Annotated in this window: 15 protein-coding genes and 1 riboswitch; all 15 genes read left to right on the forward strand. The window is 43.5% G+C overall.

Annotated features, from left to right (window positions below; translation table 11 throughout):
• Positions 1-20 precede the first annotated feature (20 nt).
• A complete protein-coding gene (gene gcvPB, locus AC3AQ9_RS13060) occupies positions 21-1,598 on the forward strand; it encodes an aminomethyl-transferring glycine dehydrogenase subunit GcvPB (RefSeq protein WP_488307934.1) in 1,578 nt (525 codons plus the stop codon).
• Positions 1,599-1,670: 72 nt separating this feature from the next.
• Complete coding sequence (locus AC3AQ9_RS13065; RefSeq protein WP_488307935.1) at positions 1,671-2,957, forward strand: ABC transporter substrate-binding protein; 1,287 nt, start codon at positions 1,671-1,673, stop codon at positions 2,955-2,957.
• A gap of 85 nt (positions 2,958-3,042) precedes the next feature.
• Positions 3,043-3,975, forward strand: coding sequence for a carbohydrate ABC transporter permease (locus tag AC3AQ9_RS13070; RefSeq protein WP_488307936.1), 933 nt, complete (start codon positions 3,043-3,045; stop codon positions 3,973-3,975).
• On the forward strand, positions 3,972-4,802 hold the full coding sequence (locus AC3AQ9_RS13075) for a carbohydrate ABC transporter permease (RefSeq protein ID WP_488307937.1): 831 nt from the start codon (positions 3,972-3,974) through the stop codon (positions 4,800-4,802). Before AC3AQ9_RS13070 ends, AC3AQ9_RS13075 begins: the two co-directional genes overlap by 4 nt.
• Before the next feature lie 121 nt (positions 4,803-4,923).
• Positions 4,924-7,998 (forward strand): beta-galactosidase subunit alpha, encoded by a 3,075-nt coding sequence (gene ebgA / locus AC3AQ9_RS13080; RefSeq protein WP_488307938.1) that lies wholly within the window; start codon positions 4,924-4,926, stop codon positions 7,996-7,998.
• Positions 7,999-8,128: 130 nt separating this feature from the next.
• Positions 8,129-9,286: an ROK family transcriptional regulator gene (locus AC3AQ9_RS13085; protein ID WP_488307939.1), complete on the forward strand. Its 1,158-nt coding sequence runs from the start codon at positions 8,129-8,131 to the stop codon at positions 9,284-9,286.
• An 835-nt stretch (positions 9,287-10,121) separates the two neighbouring features.
• Positions 10,122-10,724 carry a hypothetical protein gene (locus AC3AQ9_RS13090; protein WP_488307940.1) on the forward strand — a complete coding sequence of 201 codons (603 nt, stop codon included), beginning with the start codon at positions 10,122-10,124 and terminating at the stop codon, positions 10,722-10,724.
• Positions 10,725-10,884: 160 nt separating this feature from the next.
• Positions 10,885-11,748 (forward strand): DUF6920 family protein, encoded by an 864-nt coding sequence (locus AC3AQ9_RS13095; RefSeq protein ID WP_488307941.1) that lies wholly within the window; start codon positions 10,885-10,887, stop codon positions 11,746-11,748.
• A 280-nt stretch (positions 11,749-12,028) separates the two neighbouring features.
• A riboswitch (SAM riboswitch) is annotated at positions 12,029-12,135 on the forward strand.
• A 74-nt stretch (positions 12,136-12,209) separates the two neighbouring features.
• A complete protein-coding gene (locus tag AC3AQ9_RS13100) occupies positions 12,210-14,069 on the forward strand; it encodes a bifunctional homocysteine S-methyltransferase/methylenetetrahydrofolate reductase (RefSeq protein WP_488307942.1) in 1,860 nt (619 codons plus the stop codon).
• Positions 14,050-17,487 carry a methionine synthase gene (gene metH / locus AC3AQ9_RS13105; RefSeq protein ID WP_488307943.1) on the forward strand — a complete coding sequence of 1,146 codons (3,438 nt, stop codon included), beginning with the start codon at positions 14,050-14,052 and terminating at the stop codon, positions 17,485-17,487. The genes AC3AQ9_RS13100 and metH overlap by 20 nt, the downstream gene beginning before the upstream one ends.
• A 370-nt stretch (positions 17,488-17,857) precedes the next feature.
• A complete protein-coding gene (locus tag AC3AQ9_RS13110; RefSeq protein ID WP_488307944.1) occupies positions 17,858-18,910 on the forward strand; it encodes an aldose epimerase family protein in 1,053 nt (350 codons plus the stop codon).
• Positions 18,911-19,008: 98 nt separating this feature from the next.
• Positions 19,009-20,379 carry a sigma-54 interaction domain-containing protein gene (locus tag AC3AQ9_RS13115; RefSeq protein WP_488307945.1) on the forward strand — a complete coding sequence of 457 codons (1,371 nt, stop codon included), beginning with the start codon at positions 19,009-19,011 and terminating at the stop codon, positions 20,377-20,379.
• 175 nt (positions 20,380-20,554) lie between these two features.
• Positions 20,555-21,880 carry a branched-chain amino acid transport system II carrier protein gene (gene brnQ, locus AC3AQ9_RS13120; protein WP_488307946.1) on the forward strand — a complete coding sequence of 442 codons (1,326 nt, stop codon included), beginning with the start codon at positions 20,555-20,557 and terminating at the stop codon, positions 21,878-21,880.
• A gap of 90 nt (positions 21,881-21,970) precedes the next feature.
• A complete protein-coding gene (locus tag AC3AQ9_RS13125; RefSeq protein ID WP_488307947.1) occupies positions 21,971-23,593 on the forward strand; it encodes an amidohydrolase in 1,623 nt (540 codons plus the stop codon).
• 18 nt (positions 23,594-23,611) lie between these two features.
• Positions 23,612-24,787 carry an amidohydrolase gene (locus tag AC3AQ9_RS13130; protein ID WP_488307948.1) on the forward strand — a complete coding sequence of 392 codons (1,176 nt, stop codon included), beginning with the start codon at positions 23,612-23,614 and terminating at the stop codon, positions 24,785-24,787.
• Positions 24,788-24,795 lie beyond the last annotated feature (8 nt).

Here is a 24,795-nt window from a genome sequence, read left to right on the forward strand (position 1 = left end):
AACACATGAAATGAGGGATAATGTTGAAAAAAATCAAAAGAGAACAAAAGGTACGGGATTTTCACCAGGCGAAATGGAGCGAACCTATTATTTTCGAACTTCATCAAGACGGAGAACGAGGTGTAATGCTTCCTCCTGTAGAACAGCCGATTATTGATTTAGTGGGTGATGGAGTATCTGTTCTTCCCGAGGGGATGAGAAGGAAAAAAGAGCCTAAGCTTCCGGAGATATCGCAAAACAGGGTATTGCGCCATTATCTTCGATTATCGCAAGAAACACTTGGGGCGGCATTCAATGTGGAGATCGGCCAAGGAACATGCACTATGAAATATTCACCGGTTATAAACGAGTCATTTGTTTCTTCTCCTAAAATGTCAGCACTGCATCCGCTTCAAGATGAAGAAACAGTACAAGGAATGTTAGAAGTAACACATAATCTTGACTTGTACATGAGAGAAATTTCGGGCATGGATAATTTCTCGTTTCAACCGGGATCAGGCACGCAAGCCCTCTATGCTATGGCTTCTATAGTACGGGCTTACCATGAAGCAAGAGGAGAAGGGCAACACCGTGATGAAATTATCACAACCATTTTTTCACACCCGTCGCAAGCAGCAACAGCAGCCGTCAAAGGCTACAAGATCATCACACTTTACCCGGATGAAAACGGTTTTCCAGATATCGAAAAATTGAAAGCTGTCGTATCGGAACGGACAGCTGGGTTCGTAGTGGCGAATCCGGAAGATACAGGGATTTTCAATTCCAAAATTAAAGAATTTACTCAAATTGTGCATGACGCTGGTGGTGTTTGCTATTATGACCAAGCAAACGCAAACGGGCTGCTTGGGATTGCCCGAGCGAAAGAGGCTGGTTTTGATATGTGCTTCTTCAACCTTCATAAAACGTTTTCAACACCACATGCTTCTGGAGGACCAGCTGCGGGTGCGTTGGGAGTTGTAGAAAAATTGAAGCCATTCTTACCTAGGCCGCTGGTTGAATTTGACGGAAAAAAATATAGTTTGAATGACAAGTTAGAAAACAGCATCGGTCAAGTCCGTTCCTTCCATGGTGTGCCTCAAAACATCCTGAGAGCATATGCCTGGATTCGTGGACTAGGAGCTGAAGGATTGAAAGATGTGGCAGAGATAGCCGTCCTGAACAACAATTATCTATATAGCCGTATCTTGAAAATAAAAGGTGCGAGCGCTCCATACATCCAAGGGCAGCGCCTTGAACAAGTCCGATACAGCTGGGAAGAGTTGACCCAAGAAACGGGTGTAACAACAGATGATATTTCACGGAGAATGGCAGATTTTGGGCATCAATATTGGACGAGCCACCATCCTTACGTCGTACCGGAACCATTTACTCTGGAACCGACAGAATCATATTCCAAAGAAGATCTGGATGAATATATAGCTTCACTGGCTCATATTGCTAATGAAGCATATACAGATCCTGAAAAAGTGAAGAATGCTCCGCATAATAGCACTGTGCATCGAATTGTAGAAGAAGAGTGGTTTGAAAATCCTGAGAAATGGTCGATTAGTTGGAGAATGTATTTGAAGAAGTTAGCAAGTCTGGGTGTTGAGGTTTAATACAGATTTTATCTTTTCGGATAAAGGGTTCCAACCATTTGAAAAAGAAATAATTAAAAGGGGGGAAAGTGGATGAAAAAGTTGCTAGTGTCGTTATTGGCTGTGTTAATTATTGGAGCTGGTTGTTCTAAAGAAAAAGAAGAAACAAATGGAGCAGCTGCAGAGTCAGGTGAAGTTTCGGGAGAGATTACAGTTTGGGCTTGGGATGTGGCAGCGGAAACGATAAAACTATCTACCGATAAATTCAAAGAAAAGTATCCTGAAGTAGAAGTAGTGGTGGAAGATTTCGGCAGTGACGATTTATATGAAAAGCTGACTGTCGGACTCGTTTCAAAAGGATCAGGAATGCCAGACGTAGTGTTGATGGAAGATGAAAGAATTCCAGGTTACGTTAATCAGTTTCCTGACGGTTTTTTGAACTTAAGCGAAATGGGATATGATCAATATGCTAATTTGTTTAGTGAATCAAAACTGGAAAACGTTACTCATGAAGGTGAACTAGTTGCAGCTCCTTGGGATATCGGACCAGCTGTTTTTTTCTATCGCGTTGATTTATTTGAAAAAGCTGGAATCAAGGCTGAAGACATTGTGACATGGGAGGATTATCTTGAAGCAGGAATCCAAATGAAGGAGAAGTTGGGAATTAAAATGCTTCCTATTGATATAGCCAACTATGACGGTGTCTTTGCGATGATGATGCATCAACAAGGGAAATCTTATTTCAATGAAAAAAATGAAATAGAGCTGACATCGAATGAAGCAGTAAGATCAATGGAAATGATAAAGAAATTTCATGAGAATGATTTAATCTTTAACAATAGTGGTTGGAACGGTATTGTTACAGCAACTGCTAATGGCGATGTCGCTACGGTTCCTTATGGGGCTTGGTATACAGGAACAATAATGGACCAAGCACCCGATCTGGAAGGGAAATGGGATATATTCTATTTGCCGGAATTTAGTGAAGGAAGTACTAGGTATGCCAATGTAGGCGGATCTTCACTTTTGGTCTCTTCTTATACCGAAAACAAAAATGCTGCTTATGCATTTACTGAATTTTTCACCACAGATAAAGAAACTCAATTACTAGGTTTCGAAAAATACGGATTGTTTCCATCATTGACAAGCACTTTCGATTCTCCAGCCTTCACAGAAAAAAACAAATTCTTTAATAATCAACCAATTTTTAAAGAAATCGCCGATACGGTTAAGGACGTACCTAAAGTACCTATGAATAAATATAATTCACAAGCAGCTACTATTATGGCAAATACACAGGCTGAAATACTACTAGAAGGTGCTTCAATAGAAAAAGCTTTGAAGTCGGCTGAAAAAAAATTAGCCAATGAAACAAAATAGTAGGATTGTTTGGGGATTAACTTAATCGGGGGAAGGAATTATATATTTCTTCTTCCTTTCTTTTTCAAACGAGAGGTGAAAGCGAATGGAAGAAATAAAAATAAGTTTAAATGAAAATGAAAAAAATAAAGGGGAAAAAAGGGGGAAAATAAAAAGGTTTTATATCACCCCTAAAGTGGCACCTTATTTTTTTCTTGCTCCGTCCTTGCTCTTGCTTGTAATTTTTACTATTTATCCCGTTGCTTCTTCTTTCATTTTAAGCTTTCAGAGCATGGAGGGGAGTGAAAGGCATTTCATAGGCTTAGAGAATTATATTAAGCTTTTTAAAGATCCTATATTTTACAAGTCTCTTTCCAATACGTTTCAAATTTTGATTATTCAAGTACCTATTATGCTTAGTATAGCAATCGTTATGGCAGTAGCGTTAAATTCTACATTACTCCGTTTTAAAAGCTTTTTTAGAACCGCCTTTTTTATGCCAGCCATTACGGCACTTGTAGCAGCTTCTATAATATTTATGATTATATTAGATGAAAACTATGGACTAGCTAATTATATTCTATCTTTAGTCGGCATTGATCCGGTTAGTTGGTTGAGCCATCCGTTTTGGTCAAAAATGTCTATAATCGCTGTCATGACATGGAGATGGACTGGATATAATATGGTTATATTTTTAGCGGGTTTGCAAACTATTTCTTTGGAGCTTTATGAAGCTGCTGAAATAGATGGAGCTGGGAAAGTAAAGCAGTTTTTCTATATCACATTGCCTCAATTAAAACCGGTATTTATTTTTACTGTGGTAATGTCAACAATCGGAACCCTGCAGCTTTTTGATGAAGTTTATATACTAACCGGTGGAGGACCGAATAATGCCACAATGACAATTACCCTTTATCTGTATGAAACAGGTTTTAAGTATTTCAACTTTGGATATGCTTCTGCGATGGCTTATGTATTAGTGGTGATTATTGCTATTATTTCTTGGATACAAATTAAGATTGTAGGAGATGCCGAATGAGAAATGGAGAAAGTATTATAAAGAGAAGTGCTATGTATATCTTTTTAGTGATTGGAGTCATTGTCTCAATATTTCCTTTTTACTGGATGATAGTCGGATCAACACTTCCTTCAGGAAAATTGTTAAGCGTCCCTCCAAATTTACTTCCAGGTGATCATTTGCTTGAAAATGCTAAAACATTGAATGAGTCAATGGATTTCGCGAAAGTAATATGGAATTCTTTGTTTATAGCCCTCAGCTATACCTTTATTAGTGTTTTCATCTGTACAATGGCAGGATACGCTTTTGCAAAGTTTAAATTCAAAGGAAAAGAACCGCTTTTTTTAATAATTCTTTTTACATTAATGATTCCATTCCAAGTAACTTTAATTCCGCTGTTTGAAATTATGGTGACATTAGATTGGCTCAATACGTACCAAGCGATTATATTGCCTTCTTTGGCTTCACCGTTTGCAATTTTTCTAATGAGACAAAATATGATTTCCATTCCAGATTCCATCCTGGAAGCAGCACGGATTGATGGAGCAGGAGAGTTCAAAATATTTTTTTCTATCATTATCCCTACTATGAAACCTGCACTGGCAGCAGTATCAATTTTCCTCTTTATGTCACAATGGAATAGTCTTCTTTGGCCTCTAATAACATTGAATTCGGAAGAAATGTTCACCCTGCCAGTAGCTTTATCGAGTATGGTAGGGTTAGCAAGAATCGATTATGGCTCTTTAATGTTAGGAACAACGATTTCTATCATTCCAATTTTGATATTCTTCCTAATCTTCCAAAAAAACTTTATTTCCGGGATGCTGGGAGGATCGGTTAAGGAATAAAAACGCCAGAATTTCAAATTTTTTGCGTCTTTAAAATTCATATATCCTCTATATTATCCAGAAACATAACTATTAAGCTTCAACTTTTGTGTTTTAATTTTGCAACGAAAGGAGAAACCGCATGAGAAACTATAAAGTATGGGAAGATGTTTCCATTCCACATATAAATAGAATGAAAGCAAGGGCTTTTTTTCATTCCTATCCAAATAAAGAATCTGCACTTCGTAATGAACCTTCATACTCGCACAATTTTAAAAGTTTAAATGGCAATTGGAAATTTCTTTTTTTACAAGCACCAGAGTATTCCCCCAAAAATTTTCAACTAACAGATTTTGATGTAAGTGATTGGCCAACGATTGTCGTTCCTAGCAATTGGCAGGTAGAAGGGTATGGAAACATGCATTATTCGGATCTTTGGTACAACTTTCCGATCCGGCCGCCATATGTGCCGACTGATAATCCAACAGCCATTTACAAGCGCAAGTTTTTAATAAATGACAGTTGGATGAAGCAAGAGGTGATTTTACGTTTTCATGGTGTTGATTCTGCTTTTCACCTTTGGATCAATGGGCAAGAGGTTGGTTACAGCAAAGGTGCACGGATGACTACGGAATTCGATATCACTTCTTTTCTTTTGCTTGGGAAGAATGAAATTACGGTTCGTGTTTATCAGTGGTCGGATGGTACTTACCTAGAGGATCAGGACATGTGGTGGCTGAGTGGTATTTTTAGAGACGTGGAACTGTATACTCAACCTAAGATTGGCATTGATGATTTCAAAGTGGAAACCGTATTAACAGACAGCTACACAGAAGGGACATTAATTGTAGCCGGAAAAGTACGAGGAAGTGAACCCGGCTATACTCTTTTCTACGAGCTTTTAGATGAAAAGCATGAAGCCGTTTTCTCGGGAGCACAGGATTTGACAGACCAATTTTTATTTACTGAAGTACTTAATCAGCCGAAATTATGGAACGCAGAAAATCCGGCTCTCTATACTCTTTTAATGACCATTAAAGAGGGGGATGAAGTTATTGAAGTCATTCCGCAAAAAGTTGGCTTCCGTTATATTGAGTTGATAGGAAAAACATTTACAATAAATGGTGTGGCGATAAAACTAAAAGGGGTTAACCGCCATGATTTTCATCCGGCGACTGGCAGAGTAGTTTCCGCACAGGATATTATCAGAGACATCCATTTGATGAAGAAACATAATATTAATGCAATTCGTACAGCCCATTATCCTAATTCTCCTTATTTTTATGAGCTTTGTGATACTTATGGAATGTATGTAATTGACGAAGCGGATCTGGAGTGTCATGGATTTGAACTGACAAACAACTATAATTGGCTGGCGAATGATTCAACATGGGAGCAAGCGCATGTTGATCGCCTAGTCCGGATGGTTGAAAGGGACAAAAATCACCCTTCTATCATTATGTGGTCTTTAGGGAATGAATCGGGATTTGGCGAGAATTTCAAAAAGATGGCCGATGTCTGCAGAAAATTGGATCCAAGCCGCCTCATTCATTATGAAGGAGATGCCCAAGCAGAAGTAACAGATGTATATTCAACCATGTATACTTGGCTAGAAAATCAGCCAAAAGGTAGAAAAACGATGCAAGATATTATTGATTCGCCTGAAAAGCCACATGTGCATTGTGAATATGGACATGCAATGGGAAATGGCCCGGGAGGATTGAAAGAATACCAAGAGCTTGTCTATGCGCATGAACATTTGCAGGGCGGATTTATATGGGAATGGTATGATCACGGCATCGAGACTGTGGACGAGCAAGGGAATGTCTATTATCGGTATGGAGGCGATTTCGGTGATGATCCAACAAACGGAAACTTCTGTATTGATGGGTTACTTATGCCGGACCGTACTCCTTCTCCAGCGCTAAAAGAATATAAGAAAATTATTGAACCTGTCCATACACATCCTGTCGATCTTGCACAGGGCAGAATTTTTGTAGAAAATAAATACGACTTCATCAATTTAGATCATTTAACATTATTTTTTGCAATTGAAAAAGACGGTAAAACGATTTACGCAGGAGGGAGCAGCCTAGAAGGGATTGCTGCACGTAGCAAAAAGGAAGTCGACTTAGATTATGATTTAACATTTCCTAAAGAATTGGGGACTGAATATTATTTAACTATCTCGTATGTGACAAACCGAGACTTCATCTGGGGGAAACAAGGGCAAGAATTGGCGACTGCCCAATTTAAATTGCCAATTGAGACTCAGCCTCTTAGGATGCCAGCTAATGGCATACTAAAACTCGAGGAATTGCATAATAAATTAATTATCAGTGCTGAAGAAGTGGAAGTTGTTTTTGATACAGTGAAAGGTCAGCTGATTTCTTGGAAAAAAGATGGTGTTGAAATAGTTGAAAAAGGTCCGATTCTGCAGTTTTGGAGAGCACCTATTGATAATGATATGTATCTGTTGAAAGATTATAGAGAAAAATACTTTATGCACTTGTGGCATCAGATGGTTGAATCTGTGAATTATGAGCAAACTAAAAACTATGTGAGTGTTGTAGTGGAGACAATCAATGGTACAACAAATTCCTCATGGTATTATCGCTGTACTTATACATACAGAGTCTATCCTAATGGTGATGTATTATTTGAAGTAAGCGGGGAACCTGATGGAATGGTTGAAAATGCTCCCGAAATGATTCCAAGAATCGGAGTAGAAATGAAAATTAATAAATATTGCGAGAATGTCCGCTGGTATGGAAGAGGGCCAGGAGAATCTTATAGCGATTCAAAACAATCAAATTTAATAGGTGTGTTTGGAAAGACTGTAGAAAAGCTATTTACAAATTATGTTCATCCGCAAGAAAACGGAAATCGGACAGACACTCGCTGGGTAAGTTTTGTTAATCGCCAGGGGCTAGGAATACTAGCGGCTGGAATAAATGATACTTTCGATTTTGGAGCTTCCTATTACGAAGTTTTTGATTTAGAGAAAGCTAAACACACCAACGAGCTAGAAAAAAGAGATTATATCGTCCTGCATTTGGACAAAATGCAAAACGGTTTAGGATCGAATTCGTGCGGGCAAAACCAACTCGAAAAATACCGCTGCAAGTTTGAGCCTTTTACTTTTAAAATGAAGCTCTCTGTGTTCTCCGATAAAGAAACTAGTGATATTATAAAAGCCAAGGAGCAGTGTTTCTAACCGCAATATCAACAAAACCTGAAAAACTGCAAAAGCTGTTATTGGTTGTCAGTTCAAGTATCTGCGTTACACTTAAATCGGAATGTCCCTTTTCTAATGTTAGATTTGCATAATAAGGGGAGGCTTTAGTATGCGTCAAGGCACGTTCCAGTGGATGAAATCATTAAATAAATCGATCATTTTAAATAAGATACGCACAGATGCTCCTATTTCTAGAGCACAAATTGCAAAAGAGACAAAACTAACCCCGCCAACAGTCAGCAGTATTGTAAAAGAGCTGATTGAACAAGGAATTGTAAAAGAAAGCAAGCTGGGCGAGTCTCAAGGAGGGCGTAAGCCTACTATGTTGCTAATCAATAACAATGAATTCTATGTTGTAGGAGTCGATGCGGGCCCAGAAACAATAGAGTGCATTCTTACTGATCTGGCAGGAAAGATTATTTACCGGGCATCGAGAAAATTGCCGATACCTATCACCAATGGCCGTTTTCTAGTTATTTTAAAAGAGTGTATTTATAATTGCTTAGAAGGTGTTTCGGATATTAGAAAAATTATCGGCATCGGCGTAGCTATGCATGGTGTGGTGGAGGTTGAGAAAGGCATAGCTTTATTTGCGCCTATATTAAGTTTGACTGATATTCCAATAAAAGAAGAACTCGAAAAGGAGTTCGATTTAGAAGTCAAGATAGAAAATGATGCCCGTGCCATGGCATTAGGTGAATCGTGGTTTGGGAATCATGGACAAGTAGCTAGCATGTTGGCCGTGAATATCGGCCGCGGGGTAGGCGCTGGTATTGTCATCGACGGAAAGTTATATCATGGAGCACATAATATTGCTGGTGAAGTGGGACATATGACAATTGATTTAAATGGAGAAGTTTGCGAATGTGGAAATCGCGGATGTTTGCAAACATTCACAACAGGTCCAGCAATTGTTAGAAGAGCCAGTAAAGGCATTTCACAAACTCCTCTCTCTGCAGAGAGTATCTACGAACAAGCTGTGGAGGGAAATACAGAGTTTGTTGGTATATTAAAAGAGACCGGTAAAGTTATTGGGATTGGCCTTACAAATTTAATACATATCATCAACCCTGAAAAAATTGTTTTAGGTGGTGGGGTAACAAAAGCCAAAGAGTTCATTTTGCCGAGTATTCTTGAAACTATCGAAGAACGTGCTCTGACTCCACGTGCAAAACAGACAGAAGTCACTATAACTAACCTAGGAGATGATGCTACATTGATGGGAGCAGTGTCGTTGCTTCTGGTTGATTTATTTGCTCCGGTTTAATTTTCCTGAAATCGATCTGTGGCATACATCTTTTTAGATCATATTACAAAGTGGAGATGCTAGATTTAATTTTGATGGACGGATTTGAAAAATCTAGAAAAGAAATCAACCTTTTATAAGTCGATTCGACTTATAAAAGGTTTTTTGTTTTGAAGTTCTAATTGTTTTTGGCTGTAGCTAATAATTTGAGATGAATAAAGCTTTTAGGACCTTATTAAACAAGAGGATCTTCAGGAGTCGTGTAGCTCTTAAAAAAATAAAGAGGCGACTTCCAAGTAGATAACTTTATCAAATAGCATTTTTTGAGTTTTCGCCGTTTCTTCACTAGTTCTGAGTCTTTAATGCGCTATTCAGCTGCTTTTTCAAAAGAGTGAGCTTTGTATATGCCAAAAGCCAGTTCGGCAATTCGTTCCAATCCGTTATAAATTATTCATCATGATGAGTGAAATTATTATATCCGTTTTCGCAAAGAAATAAAGAAAGGCAAACTTTTTATTGCTAATCATTAAAATTCATATTTTTAAGTATAGAGTTTTGGATAAAATAATTTCAATCTTATCGAGTAGCAAAAAATTTTTCACTTATTATTATAGTTAAAATTGCTGGCTTCAATGCCGTTCGGAAATTTCTTTAATTCTTCAGGCAACGATAAAATTAGCATGGACCTTTTTGTTTTTAAAATGTTGTAGACTAGCTGTTGATTACTAATTATAATTAGAAAAATAGGAATTTTTAATCACTTGTGTGTGAGGCTTTATAATTACCTTGATTAGAATTATATGTTAATACGTTGAAAGAAAAAGAAAAGACGTTAGGAAAAGAGGGGATCAACAGGATGAAATGGCTGCCTACACGAAAGAATAAAATTGAAGCTTTTTGGAAATGGTTCGAGGAGAATGAGGGAATTTACTTTGAGTTGGCTGAAGAAAATAGGGAAGAGCTTTTTGATGAATTGCAGCAAAAGCTTCAGAAAGTGAATAAGCATCTCGTTTTTGAGTTCAGTGCTGAGCCGGAGAACGGCAAACGCGAATTTATTATCAGTGCGGACGGCATAGTAGAGGGTTTTGAAGCGGTGTTTGATTTGCAGGAAACTGCTCCGGAACTTGAACGCTTTGAAATCATTGCTTTCAGGCAGCCTTCAGAAGAAGAGTTCAGTGTTTATTATGGAAAAAGGGAATTGACATGGGAGGATGTCTATTATACAGCGCTTCAGGATGTAGAGCAGGAAGAAGTCAATATGATGCTTTATATCAAAGGGCTGACAGAAGAAAATGAGGAGGAAATTATTCCGATTGTCTTCATCCTTCTGGACTCGGTGATCGGCGAATACAATATGGGAGTGCATGTTGGAAGCGTCGAGTTCCACCCGTTTGAAGATCAGCCAAACATTCGGCCGCTCTATACTTTAAAAGAGTTTTTCCCGGTGGAAAGTATATGAAATCGGTTGGGTGAATAAACCTTAAAAGCTTTGTTGAAGATGGAACTGGAGGAATTGAATGCATGGGAACAAATTACTCGCATAAATCATTTTTTCTGACAGGAAAAACTCTTCCAATGTCGTATATTAGGTAGTAATGCAAAAATGGAGGTGCTGTAAGATGAGGAAGAGAGTCGTGACTTCACTTTTCGTCGTTGCTGTAGCTGCGTTATATAAAGGGGCGTTGTGGAATTTCAGCAGCCAGAGCAAGAAACAAATTGACCAGCAGCTGGCAAAGGTTCCGGATGCAGAGCCGCGTGAAATAACAGAGGATATGCTGGAGCCGCTTCCAGCACCTGTGAAAAAATGGCTGACCCATGTCGGGATTGTCGGCAAGGACCAAATCCGTACTATTTTTCTTAGGCAAACCGGCTGGATGAGGTTGAAGCCCGAACAGCAGGAGTGGATAAAAGCGGAAGCGGAACAGACCGTTACGACCGATCCGCCGTCGTTTACCTGGACAGTGAAAATGAACATGCTGCCTTTTGTCCAAGTTGTGGGCCGGGACAGTTTCGAATCAGGAAAAGCTGACATGCTGGTTAAAGCAGGAGGGCTGTTTCCGCTTACCCGAGTAGCTGATAATGAAAAAACGGATCAGTCGGCATTGCAGCGGTATTTAATGGAAGTGTCCTGGTATCCGACAGCCGCCCTCAGCCCCTATATCAACTGGGAAGAAATTGATGAAAATACAGCCAAGGCCACCATGGATTATCAAGGGGTATCGGGATCGGCAATATATCATTTTAAGGAAGACGGAGAGCTGCAGAAAATTGTCGCCCATCGCTACAAAGACAATAGCCCGGAAGCGCCACTTGTGCCGTGCGTGGCTGAAATCAAAGAGCATCACAGCGCTGGCGGAATCAAAGTCCCTTCAAAGATCGAAATTACGTGGCAGCTGGAAGATGGAGATTTTACCTGGTACAAATTCGAGGTCCACGCAGCGGAATTTGATCCAATTCAAGCGGCAAAAAACACACCTCTTTGATAAATCACTCTTCAACACAGAAAGTTCAATCTTTTTAGATAAATCAACTTGACCTGAAGCCTGGATACAGGTAGGATTTGAAGATATAAAGAGAAACTTCAATCAGTGGGGATCTTACTCCACTGATGGTTAGTTGAATCAATCGGACTTTTACGGTCAGTCGGCTTCCCGCTTGCCAAAGCGGGAGCCATACTGCCCGTTAAAGTGGAATAAAGAGAAACATCAGTCAAAGGAATCGCCACTCATTGCCGTTAACATCGAATCATAACTGAATAGTGAATTCTTATCGAGAGAAGTCGAGGGACTGGCCCTATGACGCTTCAGCAACCAGCCATTAATGGTCAGGTGCTAAATCCAGCAGGCATGCAAATGTCTGGCAGATGAAAAGGAACGAGTTTATTAATCGTAAAGCCTTCTTTTTCAAAGATGGCTTTTTTTGTATATTTAGGAGGGTGAAGAGCATGGGTTTACTAGATGAGCTAAAGACGAGAATACTGACGGCAGACGGCGCGATGGGAACCCTATTGTATTCTTACGGCATCGAATACTGCAATGAGGAATTGAATTTGCAGCGGCCGGAAATCATTGAAAAGATTCACCAGGAATACATTCAGGCAGGTGCGGACATTATCCAAACCAATACGTATGGCGGCAATGCCTTAAAACTTGCGCGCTATGGATTGGAACATCAAGTCAAAGAGATCAACGAAGCGGCTATTCGCATCGCGAAAAGAGCAGCTGCCGCCGGCGACCAATTTGTTTTTGGGACAATTGGCGGCATCCGGGGCATCCGGAAAAGCGATGCCACTCTGCAGGAAATCATCGCGATGGTGGATCAGCAAGCAGGATATTTACTGGCGGGAGACCCGGATGCCTTGCTGCTTGAGACTTATTATGATTTTGAAGAACTGGCTGCGACCGTCAGCCATTTACGGAAAGTGACCGATGTGCCGCTGATTGCCCAAGTGTCGATGCACGAGCCGGGCATTTTGCAAAACGGCATGGCTTTGAATGATGCCCTGCACCAGCTGGAAGGATTAGGTGCGGACATTGTCGGTGTCAATTGCCGTTTGGGGCCGCATCATACGATCCAGGCGCTGGAAGAAGTATCGTTGCCGGAAAAAGCGTTCCTTTCGGCTTATCCGAACGCCAGCTTACTGGATCTTGAAAATGGCCGTGTGGTCTATGAGTCGGAAGCTGATTATTTCGGGCGTGCAGGATTATTATTAAGAGAAGAAGGCGCGCGCCTGATTGGCGGCTGTTGCGGCACCACGCCAAAGCACATCGAAGCGCTGAAAAAGCGCATCGGCAATTTAAAACCGATTACCCAAAAAGAAGTGATAAAGAAAAAGCCGATTGTTATTCGCGAAGCAGAAGCACTGGAAGTAGCACCGCTTCATGAAAAAGCGAAAACGGAACGCACCATTATTGTGGAGCTGGATACACCGAAACATTTGGATATTACAAAGTTCATTGAAGGTTCAAAAGCGCTGAATGCAGCAGGTGTGGACGCAGTTACGATGGCGGACAATTCACTCGCTTCTCCAAGAGTCAGCAATCTGGCAATGGGATCCATCTTGAAACACCAGGAACAAATCCGCCCTCTTGCACATATTACATGCCGCGACCGGAATTTGATCGGCTTGCAGTCGCATTTGATGGGACTCGATGCATTGGGAATCCATGATATTCTTGCAGTAACAGGAGACCCGACAAAAGTGGGGGATTTTCCTGGGGCGACAAGTGTTTATGATGTCTCGAGCCTGGAATTGATCCAGTTGATCAAAAAGCTGAATGAAGGCATTTCATTTTCCGGTAAACCGCTGCGCAAAAAAGCGAACTTCTCCGTAGCTGCCGCATTTAATCCGAATGTCCGCGTTTTAGACCGGGCAGTCGCGCGGCTTGAAAAGAAAATAGAAAGCGGGGCGGATTATTTCATTTCGCAGCCGGTTTACACAAAAGAGAAAATCGTTGAAATCTATGAAGCGACAAAGCATTTGAAAACCCCTATTTTCCTCGGAGTGATGCCTTTGACCAGTATCCGCAGTGCCGAATTCCTGCATAATGAAGTGCCTGGCATCAAGTTGTCGGAAGATGCACTGGAGCGGATGCGTGCTTGCGGCAATGATAAAGACCGCGCTACCAAAGAAGGCATCCAGATTGCAAAAGAATTGATCGATACAGCAGCGGATTTATTCCATGGCATTTACTTGATCACCCCATTTTTCCGCTACGATATGTCTTTGGAATTGATTGAATATATCCGCCAACTTGATATACAGAAAGAGAGCGATAGCAGCCATGTCAAAACAGCTAATTGAACAGCAACTCGAAAAGAGAATATTGATTATTGACGGTGCTACGGGAACGATGATCCAGAATGCCGATTTGTCAGCAGAAGATTTCGGCGGAGAGCAGCTTGATGGCTGCAACGAATACTTGAATATCGTCCGCCCGGATGTCATCGAAGGCGTCCACAATGCTTATTTGGAAGCGGGTGCCGATATTGTCTGTACGAACACATTCGGCGGAACGCCGGTCGTGCTGGATGAATACGGCCTTGGGAGCCAGGCAGCGGAAATCAATCGGCGGGCGGTAGAAATTGCGAAACGCAGCACCGCCGCCTTTTCAACTCCGGAATGGCCTCGTTTTGTAGCGGGTGCCATCGGCCCGACGACAAAAACCTTATCGGTGACAGGCGGCATCACATTTGATGAACTGCTGAATAATTTTTATGTGCAGGCGAAAGCGCTTGTCGAAGGCGGCGCGGATTTGATCCTTTTGGAGACGAGCCAGGACATGCTGAACGTCAAAGCGGCAACGATCGGCATCAAGAAAGCATTCGAGGAAACCGGCATCGAGCTTCCGATCATGGTGTCTGGAACGATCGAACCGATGGGGACGACGCTTGCCGGACAAAGCATCGAAGCTTTCTATATTTCAATTGAACACGTCAAGCCGTTGTCAGTCGGTCTGAACTGCGCGACAGGCCCAGAGTTTATGACTGATCATATCCGCTCTTTGGCTGAGTTGTCGGATGGCTATGTCAGCTGTTATCCGAACGCAGGGCTGCCAGATGAAGAAGGCCATTACCACGAGACACCTGAATCGCTGTCAAAAAAATTGCGCGGGTTTGCGGAAAAAGGCTGGCTCAATGTAGTCGGCGGCTGTTGCGGCACAACACCGGCCCATATTAAAGCGGTCCGGGAAGCGATGGAAGGCTTAGCACCAAGAAAGCCGGAAGCCGTCGGACATGGGCACGTGATTTCTGGCATCGAACCGCTGCAATACGATGAATCGATGCGCCCCTTGTTTATCGGGGAGCGCACGAATGTCATCGGTTCCCGCAAGTTCAAACGGCTCATCATCGATGGACAATTTGAGGAAGCGGCTGAAATTGCCCGTGCGCAAGTGAAGAACGGCGCGCATGTCATCGATATCTGTTTGGCAAATCCGGACCGTGATGAGCTTGAAGATATGACGAACTTCATGAAGGAAGTTGTCAAAAAAGTGAAAGTTCCCCTCGTCATTGATTCCACCGATGAAGATGTTATTGAAGCGGCGCTGAAATTTTCCCAAGGGAAAGCCATCATCAATTCCATCAACCTGGAAGACGGGGAAGAACGCTTTGATGCGGTAATGCCATTGGTGAAAAAGTACGGAGCAGCTGTTGTGGTCGGCACGATTGATGAACAAGGAATGGCCGTGACGCGGGAACGGAAACTTGAAGTCGCTGAACGAGCGTATGATTTATTGGTCAATAAATGGGGGCTTGCGCCGGAAGACATCATTTTCGATCCGCTCGTATTCCCGGTCGGAACCGGCGATCAGCAATACATCGGATCCGCAGTGGAAACGATTGAAGGCATCCGCCTGATCAAGAAGAAATTCCCGAGCTGCTTGACGGTTCTCGGCATCAGCAACGTATCATTCGGGTTGCCGCCGGTCGGCCGCGAAGTGCTGAATGCGGTTTACTTGTATCACTGCACCCAGGCAGGGCTTGATTATGCTATCGTCAACACGGAGAAACTGGAGCGCTATGCTTCGATTCCCCAGCAAGAAATTGAAATGGCCGATGAATTGCTGTTTACCACGACTGACAAGACCTTGGCTGACTTTACGGATTTTTACCGCGATAAGAAAAAAGAGAAGACCGAAGATGATATTCCGAAAACGGTTCCTGAGCGGCTCGCTTATTATATTCTGGAAGGCACGAAAGAAGGGCTCATTCCGGATTTGGAGAAAGCGCTCGAAATGTATGATACACCGCTTGATGTCATCAACGGTCCGCTAATGGAAGGCATGGCTGAAGTGGGCCGCCTGTTTAATGACAACCAATTGATTGTCGCAGAAGTGCTGCAAAGCGCGGGTGTCATGAAAGCGGCGGTTTCGTTCCTGGAAGGATTTATGGAGAAAAAAGAAGATGATTCCGGCAAAGGCAAGATTGTGCTGGCCACGGTTAAAGGCGACGTCCACGATATCGGCAAAAACCTGGTGGATATCATCCTCAGCAACAATGGCTATAAAGTCATCGATGTCGGCATCAAAGTGACACCAGCAACACTGATCGACGTCATCCGAAAAGAAAAGCCGGATATGATCGGCTTATCGGGGCTGCTCGTCAAGTCGGCAAAGCAGATGGTCATCACGGCGCAGGACTTCAAGGAAGCGGGCATCGATGTGCCAATTTTGGTGGGGGGCGCGGCATTATCGCGGCGCTTTACAGAAACCAAAATCGCCGCTGAATATGACGGCCCGGTCATTTACGCGAAAGATGCGATGCAAGGCTTGGATCTCGCCAACCGCCTGCAAAGCAAAGCCGGGAAAGAAGTGCTGTTGGAAGAACTGGATGCGCAGCAGGAAAAACGCAAAGTGTCGGAATCGGCAAGAGCATCGAAACAGGCAGTAGCGGTGGCAGTCCGTCCGGTCAAAACGGTGCGGGAAGACGTACCGGTCTACAAGCCGAACGATTTGCGCCGCCATGTGCTGAAGGAATATTCAGTGGCTCACCTGTATCCGTACGTCAATATGCGGACTCTGATCGGCCATCATCTCGGCTTGAAAGGCTTCAGCGAGAAATCGCTGGCGCAAGGCGACCAGCGGGCGGTGGAACTGCATGAACTGGCGACCGGCTTTTTGCAATCCGGGTTGTTAAAGCCATCCGGCATTTATCAGTTTTTCCCGGCACAAAGTGATGGCGATGATGTCATCATTTATAGCCCGGCAGATGCCAAGACCGAAATCGAACGATTCACTTTCCCGCGCCAGTCCGTTGAACCGTTTTTATGCCTCGCGGATTATTTGAAATCCGTTAATAGCGGCGAAATGGATTATGTCGCATTTATGCAAGTGACGGCAGGGCATGGTGTACGGGACGAAGCGGCCCGTTTGAAAGAAGCCGGAAAATTCCTGGAAAGTCATGCGCTGCAGGCGACAGCTTTGGAACTGGCAGAAGGTTTTGCAGAGCGCATCCATCAGGAAATCCGCGACCAGTGGGGCTTCCCGGACGCCACCGACTTTTCAATGCGTGACCGTTTCGCTGCGAAATACCAGGGACAGCGGTTTTCATTCGGCTACCCGGCTTGTCCGAATCTGGAGGACCAAGCGAAATTATTCGGCTTGATCAAACCGGAAGATATCGGTGTCCATCTGACGGAAGAATACATGATGGATCCGGAAGCATCGGTATCGGCCATTGTTTTCGCCCATCCGGATGCCCGGTATTTTGTAGTGGATTAATGAAAGCAAAAAGAAGGTTTCTTCTGCTGGGTGGCAGAAGGGACCTTCTTTCATTTTTTATGCCAGTTGGGCATAAAATGGTCGAAGCTGGGCATAACTCTCATCTAGTTGGGCATAAACAGGTTGTACTTGGGCATAATGCAATTGAAGTTGGGCATAAAAAATTCAAGACGTTTTATTAGGGCATTCGTTCGTTTTCTAAACAATATACCGATTGCTATGTTTCAGCGGGCTGTTGATGCAGGGGTGGGGTCCATAAATGTCGAAGTGAATGAGTAAGGGAGAAAAAGCGCCAAGTAATCAAGATCTCTTATAAAGCGAGAATGGCTGAGGCGTCCAAACTGTATAGTTAGAAAGGAATTGAAGCGAAATGGAAGTGGAACAAGGGTTATTCGGCTATAAGGAAGGGCGTCCGGTGACATTGTACACCATGAGGAACGCCAATGGTTTTGAAATGTCATGCATGGATTGGGGCTGCATCATCACGAAAATCATCGCGCCTGATCAAATGGGAAACCTGGAAAATGTGGTCCTGGGTTTTGATGCGCTTGAAGAATATGGCGGCAATCCGCATTTTTTAGGAGCAGTGGCCGGACGTTTTGCCGGCAGGATCAAAGGCGGCGCGTTTACACTTGAAGGCCAAGACTATAAACTTGCCGCCAATGCCAACGGCCATCATTTGCACGGAGGCAATCAAGGTTTCAGCCATAAGTTATGGAAGTCGGAGTTGATGCGAAATGAAAGCGAAGCCACCATCGAGTTTTCCTATTTGAGCCCGGACGGGGAAGAAGGTTACCCCGGGAACCTTGAACTGAAAGTTACATACACGATCCGCGATGATGACAATGAGCTGATCATTTCTTATTCGGCCGTTTCCGACAAAACCACTTTATTGAATATAACCAACCACAGTTATTTTAATCTGAGCGGAGAGTTGAAACGGGATATCTTAAACCATGAACTGACGATAAACAGCAGTAAGGTTCTTGAGTTGGATGCTGAACAGATTCCGACAGGCGAATGCTTGCCGGTCGACGGCTCGATATTTGATTTCCGGAAAGGCAGGGAGCTCCGTGATGGTGTGGATCCGCAGAATCTTTTGGCTGGCGGCGGGTATGATCATCCATTTCTATTGGACAGCAACCAGCAAAGAGAAATTGTGCTGGAGGACAAAGAAAGCGGGCGCCAACTCATTGTCGAAACTACAGAACCGGCCGTTGTCCTTTATACAGGAAACGGGCTCGGCGGGCCTCTTTGGTTCCGCGGGACGGCAGCACGCAACCATCTCGGACTTTGCCTGGAAACGCAAGGATTGCCGGATTCAATCCATCATCCGCATTTCCCTTCAGCGGTATTGAACAAGGGCGAACGGTATGAAAGCGAAACCCGCTATTCATTTGGAGTCATCAGCCGGCAGCCGTAATTGCCGGAGAAAAGCGTCAACTTCTGTTGCTGAAGTTGGCGCTTTTTTGGTTTATTGGATATGTTAGAAGCAGGAAAAGCGCGTTAGGAGGAAACAATGTGCTACATGAACTAGACAATTTTGACCGTCTCGCGGATTTTGACAATGTCCTTGTCGTAGATGAAGATGGCAAAACCCTTTATTATGATTTGGCTGATTTGAATGTACTGGCAAAACTGGGGCACCGGCCAGAAGATTTCTTGGGGAAGAAAATCACTTCTTTTTATACCAATCTGACTGATGACAATAGTACTGTAATGAATGTGCTTAAAAAAGGCACCGCTGTGACAGGTGTCTCACAAAAAATGATGACAAAGACGGGGAGCATGTTCATTTCCAAAAGCTCGACATACCCGATAAGCGAAAATGGCAGAGTAGTGGGAGCAGTAGAGTTTTCGAAACATTATTATTCCAAAGAAGATATGCAATATCTTGACCAATACAACAGCCATAAAGTATACCGGAAAAACAATACCGGCTATACGATTGACGATATCATCACTAGAAATCATAAAATGCTGAAGATCAAAGATAAAATGATGCGGATTGCCAAGCACAGTTCAACGGTGCTGATTTATGGCGAAACAGGAACAGGTAAGGCAGTGATTGCCCAAGCGATCCATAATCTCAGCAACCGTTTCGCCAAACCCTTTATCTCCGTTCATTGCGGAGCCCTTCCGGAGCATTTAGTGGAAAGGGAATTGTGGGGAACAGAAAAGAATGAAGCTGCCGGCATTGAAGAAAGTATCGGTTTTTTTGAGCAGGCAGAAGGAGGGACGCTGTTTCTCGATGAAATTCATTCTTTGGATCCGCATTTGCAGGCCAAGCTGCTGAATGCTATTGAACAGAAAAGCATCCGCAGAATTGGAGGCGCAACAGATATCCAATTGGATATCCGCATCATTTCCGCGACCAATGAAAATCCGGATCTGCTGATTGAACAAAAGCGGATGCGTGAAGATTTGTATTATCGCCTCGGAGTCATTCAATTAGAGCTGCCGGAACTGAAAGATAGGAAAGATGACCTTGACATGCTGGTTTCCCGTTTTATCGCATTTTACAATGAGCGGATGGATATGAAGGTCGAAGGCATTGAGCCGGAAGTGCTGGAGTATTTCCGGACTTATAATTGGCCGGGCAATATCCGGGAACTTAAAAATGCTATCGAAACAGCCTTCAATACAGCAGAGGATAAGCTCATCACATTAGAGGATATTCCGCCAAGAATCCGTAAAGCTAATCACTTTTCAGGATCAACGGAGAATAAAAGGGCTAATATGGATTTGAAAGAAGTCGTCGATGATTACGAAAAATCGATTATTTTAACGGAATTGCAAAAATCGAATGGCATTATAGCGGAAGCGGCACGAAGATTAGGCGTTTCAAAACAGACTTTAAAATACAAATTAAGCAAGTACGAACTGCGGTAAAAATTTTTTTACGAAAGAGGGGAAAAAACTTCCCCTCTTTTTTTCTTTGTACAGGATTGTATATAGTTAAGTTCACAGACAATAGCGATAGTTTAATTGGCTGAATTTATGTGGGAAATTGATTTTATTGAAAGCGATTTCAGCTGAAAAATACAACATAGAGGATGTGTTTAACATGAGCAAGACAATTCAGCACAGTATCATTCTTGGATTTGCGTTATTCGCTTTATATTTTGGAGCGGGAAATCTAATTTTTCCACCTTCTATCGGCTTGGCCAGCGGAAGTGAATGGCTGCCTGCTTTAATCGGATTTGCAGTAACAGGGATTGTACTCCCGCTTCTTGCAGTCATCGCAATTCTAAATGCAGGCGGGGATTTTGAGAAATTGACGAAACCGATTAGTTCGTGGTTTTATATTGCCTTTAATTTATTACTGATGGTCGGCATTGGATTGTTTGTGACGCTGCCGCGGATGGCTGCAACCACTCATGAGCTGGGAATAGCTGTTCAGTTCCCTTCGCTACCACCCGTGGTAACCATCGTGCTGTTCTTTGCAATCAGTTTTTATTTTGCGATGGATCAGTCACATGTCATTGAGAAAATCGGGAAATTTTTGACCCCGCTGCTCGTCATTATTTTGCTGCTCATCATAGGCAAAGGGCTGTTCTCTCCGCTGGGCACACCGATAATGACAGGGGCAGAAACGCCATTCTCAAATGCCTTTATCAGTGCTTACCAGACAGGCGATGTTATTACGGGCATTTTATGTGCACCGATTTTCATTGCCGCCATTGCCGGCTTTGGTTATAAGGGCAAACAAGCCCGAAAAATAGCATTGACGGGTACGTCCATTGCAGGGGCAGGGTTGCTGGTTGTATATGGCGGCCTCTTGTATATCGGAGCAGGGGCAAGCGAGGCATTCCCTTCCGGAATCTCTGATACGGTCCTTGTTTCTCAAATCGTCGAATCTCTTTTAGGTGATTTCGGTACAACTGCGTTAGCTATTGTAGTTGCACTTGCATGTCTGACATCGAGCATCGGCGTGATGGCGGTAATAGCAGAATTCCTGGCTAAACTAACTGAAAACACAATCAGTTACAGGCTTTGGGTGCTAATAATTGCTGTAATAGGCACGGGAATTGGGTTGCTTGGCGTGGAGAAAATAATCGACTATACCATGCCGATTTTCACGGCGCTTTATCCGGTGGCAATTGTTCTTGTATTTCTCGGAGTCTTTAACAAATTCATCCCGCATGCAGGAGGATATCGCGGGGCGATTTTACTTACATTCATTGTTAGTTTTGCTGAAACTTTAGTGTCCATCGGTTTCCAAGTTCCGCTGCTTGAACAGCTGATCAGTATGCTGCCATACAGTGCGAATGGCTTTGCTTGGCTAGTCCCGGCAATTATCGGGTTTATCTTAGGAATCCTGATACCGGCCTTTATCCAAAATAATGCCGCAAAGCGAGCTGAACCAGTAGAAGATGCAGAAGCGGAATAATAAAGCAAAACTTGATTCGTCGGGAGGTTCTTGGCCTTTCACTTTCGGTTGGAACGAAAAAGAACAAGCAGATTCGAAAGGGGAAATTACATGTCCAGTCAGCAGCAAGTCATTTATGAAAACGGAAAAATATTTACTGCAGATCCGATGCATCCATATGCGGAAGCAATGGTGGTGGAAAATGGAAAGATTCAATGGATCGGTTCGCAAACCGACAGTGAACAAGTGGAAGGGCAGCGGGTTGATTTAAAAGGACAGCGGGTCATTCCTGGAATCGTTGATGCACACTTGCATCCGGTATACCTGGCGAGTGCAGCAAAAGAAATTCCATGCACGGCTCCTGTCGTCAATTCCATTGCGGATCTGCAAAATGAAATCCGAAAACAGCGGGAACTTCAAAAGTCAGGTGGATGGATTCGAGGGTGGGGCTATGATGAAGGGAAACTGGCGGACGGCCGTTCTCCGGTAAGAGAAGATCTGGACGAGGCAGTAAGCGATTCTCCGGTGATCATCACACGGACTTGTGCACATATCATAGTCGTCAACAGTAAAGCGCTTGAAGTGGCTGGAATCACAAAAGATACGCCGAATCCACCGGGGGGGCAGATTGACCGCGATGAAAACGGAGAACCGACAGGCACGTTCCGGGAAAGTGCACGATTTTTGGTCATGAACAAAATGCCTCAGATGTCTGGTGCGGGACATGCGGAAGCAGTTGCCGAAATAACGCCGTTCCTGTTTGAGCATGGCATTACATCCATTACGGAAATGATGGCCTTGGCTGCTCCGATGGATTATCTGGATATGTACAAAGAAGCACGTTCCAAAGGCTTTGCTCAACGGATTTCCATCTATTATACGTTTGAGGAGCTATTGAAAATACAGCGGCTATCAACAGAAACTACAGACCGAACACAGCCGGTTTATATTGGAGGCATTAAGCTGTTTGCCGACGGCAGTGTTTCCGGCCGGACCGCCTGGGTCGATCCGGAATTTCTGGGAGCAGATGAAAGTTATGGCCTCTCGACCATTTCGAAAGAAGAGCTTTTAGCTGCAGCAGCGATGGCGAAGGAATACGGAGTCCAGCTTGCGGTCCATGCGATGGGGGAGCAAGCGATTGACCAAATTGTCGATGTGTTTGCCGAAGTGGACAATTGGATAGTAGACGGCCCGTCTGTGCGCATCGAACATGCCGCATTGCCCACGCCTCATGCGATTCAAGCGGCAGCTAAAAAAGGAATCGCGTTTGTGCCGCAGCCGATTTTCCTTTTCGCCGAAATTGAAAGCTATGTAAACAATTTAGGAACAGAGCGCACAAAGACAGCTTATCCAGTAAAATCCATGCTTGAAGCAGGGATTCCGGTAGGATTTTCTTCTGACGCACCGGCAACGGCATGGACAGATCCGGTTGATCCATTTATCGCCATCCAGGCCGCTGTTACACGAAGCTCATATAACGGTGCTGATAACGGGCAAGATGAAAGAATCTCTGCTGAAAAGGCGGTCGAGCTCTATACGCGCGGCGCGGCTGAAGTGGCCCGATTTCTTGAAGTTGGGCAATTGAAAATTGGCTATTTTGCTGACTTTGTGGTCCTGGACCGAGACATTTTCGAAGTGGCTCCTGAAGAAATCGGTGAAGTGAAAGTCGAGCAAACGTATTCAAATGGGCAACTTGTATATCAAAAAAAGGGAAATGCTGTTCTTTCTAATTAAAAATCTGGAGGTCTTCTAATGGTGAAAATCAATCCGCAAAAATCTTTCGAGAATGTGAAAGCGCAAGTAATCGAATGGAGACGTTATCTGCATCAATACCCTGAATTGTCTTTTAAGGAAAAAGAAACTTCGCAGTTTGTTTATGATACCTTGCAGTCTTTCGGCAATCTTGAAATTACGCGCCCGACAGAAACAAGTGTTATGGCAAGATTGATTGGCGCCCATCCAGGCAAGACATTGGCGATCCGGGCAGATATGGATGCCTTGCCGCTCCAGGAAGAAACCGGTTTGGAATTCCGTTCTAAAAGAGAAGGCGTCATGCATGCATGCGGGCATGACGGCCATACTGCGATGCTGCTGGGAGCAGCAAAAATCCTTTCAGGCATGAAGGAAGATATTAAAGGGGAAGTCCGTTTCCTGTTCCAGCACGCAGAAGAACAATTTCCGGGTGGCGCCATTCAAATGGTGGAAGCCGGTGCCATGACAGGGGTCGACTGGGTAATTGGGGCGCATTTAATGTCGACTGATGAAATCGGCAAAATCGGTTTGGCGAATGGTCCGATGATGGCTTCGACTCATGCCTTCTGGATTACTGTCAATGGCCAAGGCGGCCATGGAGGCATGCCACACGATACGATTGACAGCATTGCTATCGGGGCGCAAGTGGTGACCAATCTTCAGCATATCGTTTCACGCAATTCCAATCCGCTTGAGCCAGTTGTGTTATCAATCGGGAAATTCAGTGGCGGTGAAGCGGGGAACGTTATTGCCAACGCAGTGGAAATCGTTGGGACCATTCGTGTATTTGCTGATAAATACCGCGATATCATGCCAAAGCTTGTCGAACGTGTCGTAAAAGGGGTTACGGAAGCGCACGGTGCCAGTTATAGGCTGAAGTATGAAATCGGCTATTTGCCGGTAGTCAATGATGAGGAAGTGACGGCAATCATTGAAGAAACGGTTCACGACCTTTATGGAAAAGAAGCTGTAGAATACTGCAAACCGAGAATGGGAGCGGAAGATTTTTCTGCTTTTCAGCAAGAAGCGGCTAGCGCATTTTACACGATTGGAGCCGGCAATAAAGAAAAAGGAATTGTTTACCCGCACCACCACCCGCGTTTTACCTTTGATGAAGACGCAATGGAATATGGTGTTAACATTTTCGTAAACGCTGTTTTTAAGTTCTTAGTTTAATCAAGGCA

This window comes from Planococcus sp. VCh962 (genome assembly GCF_057748275.1).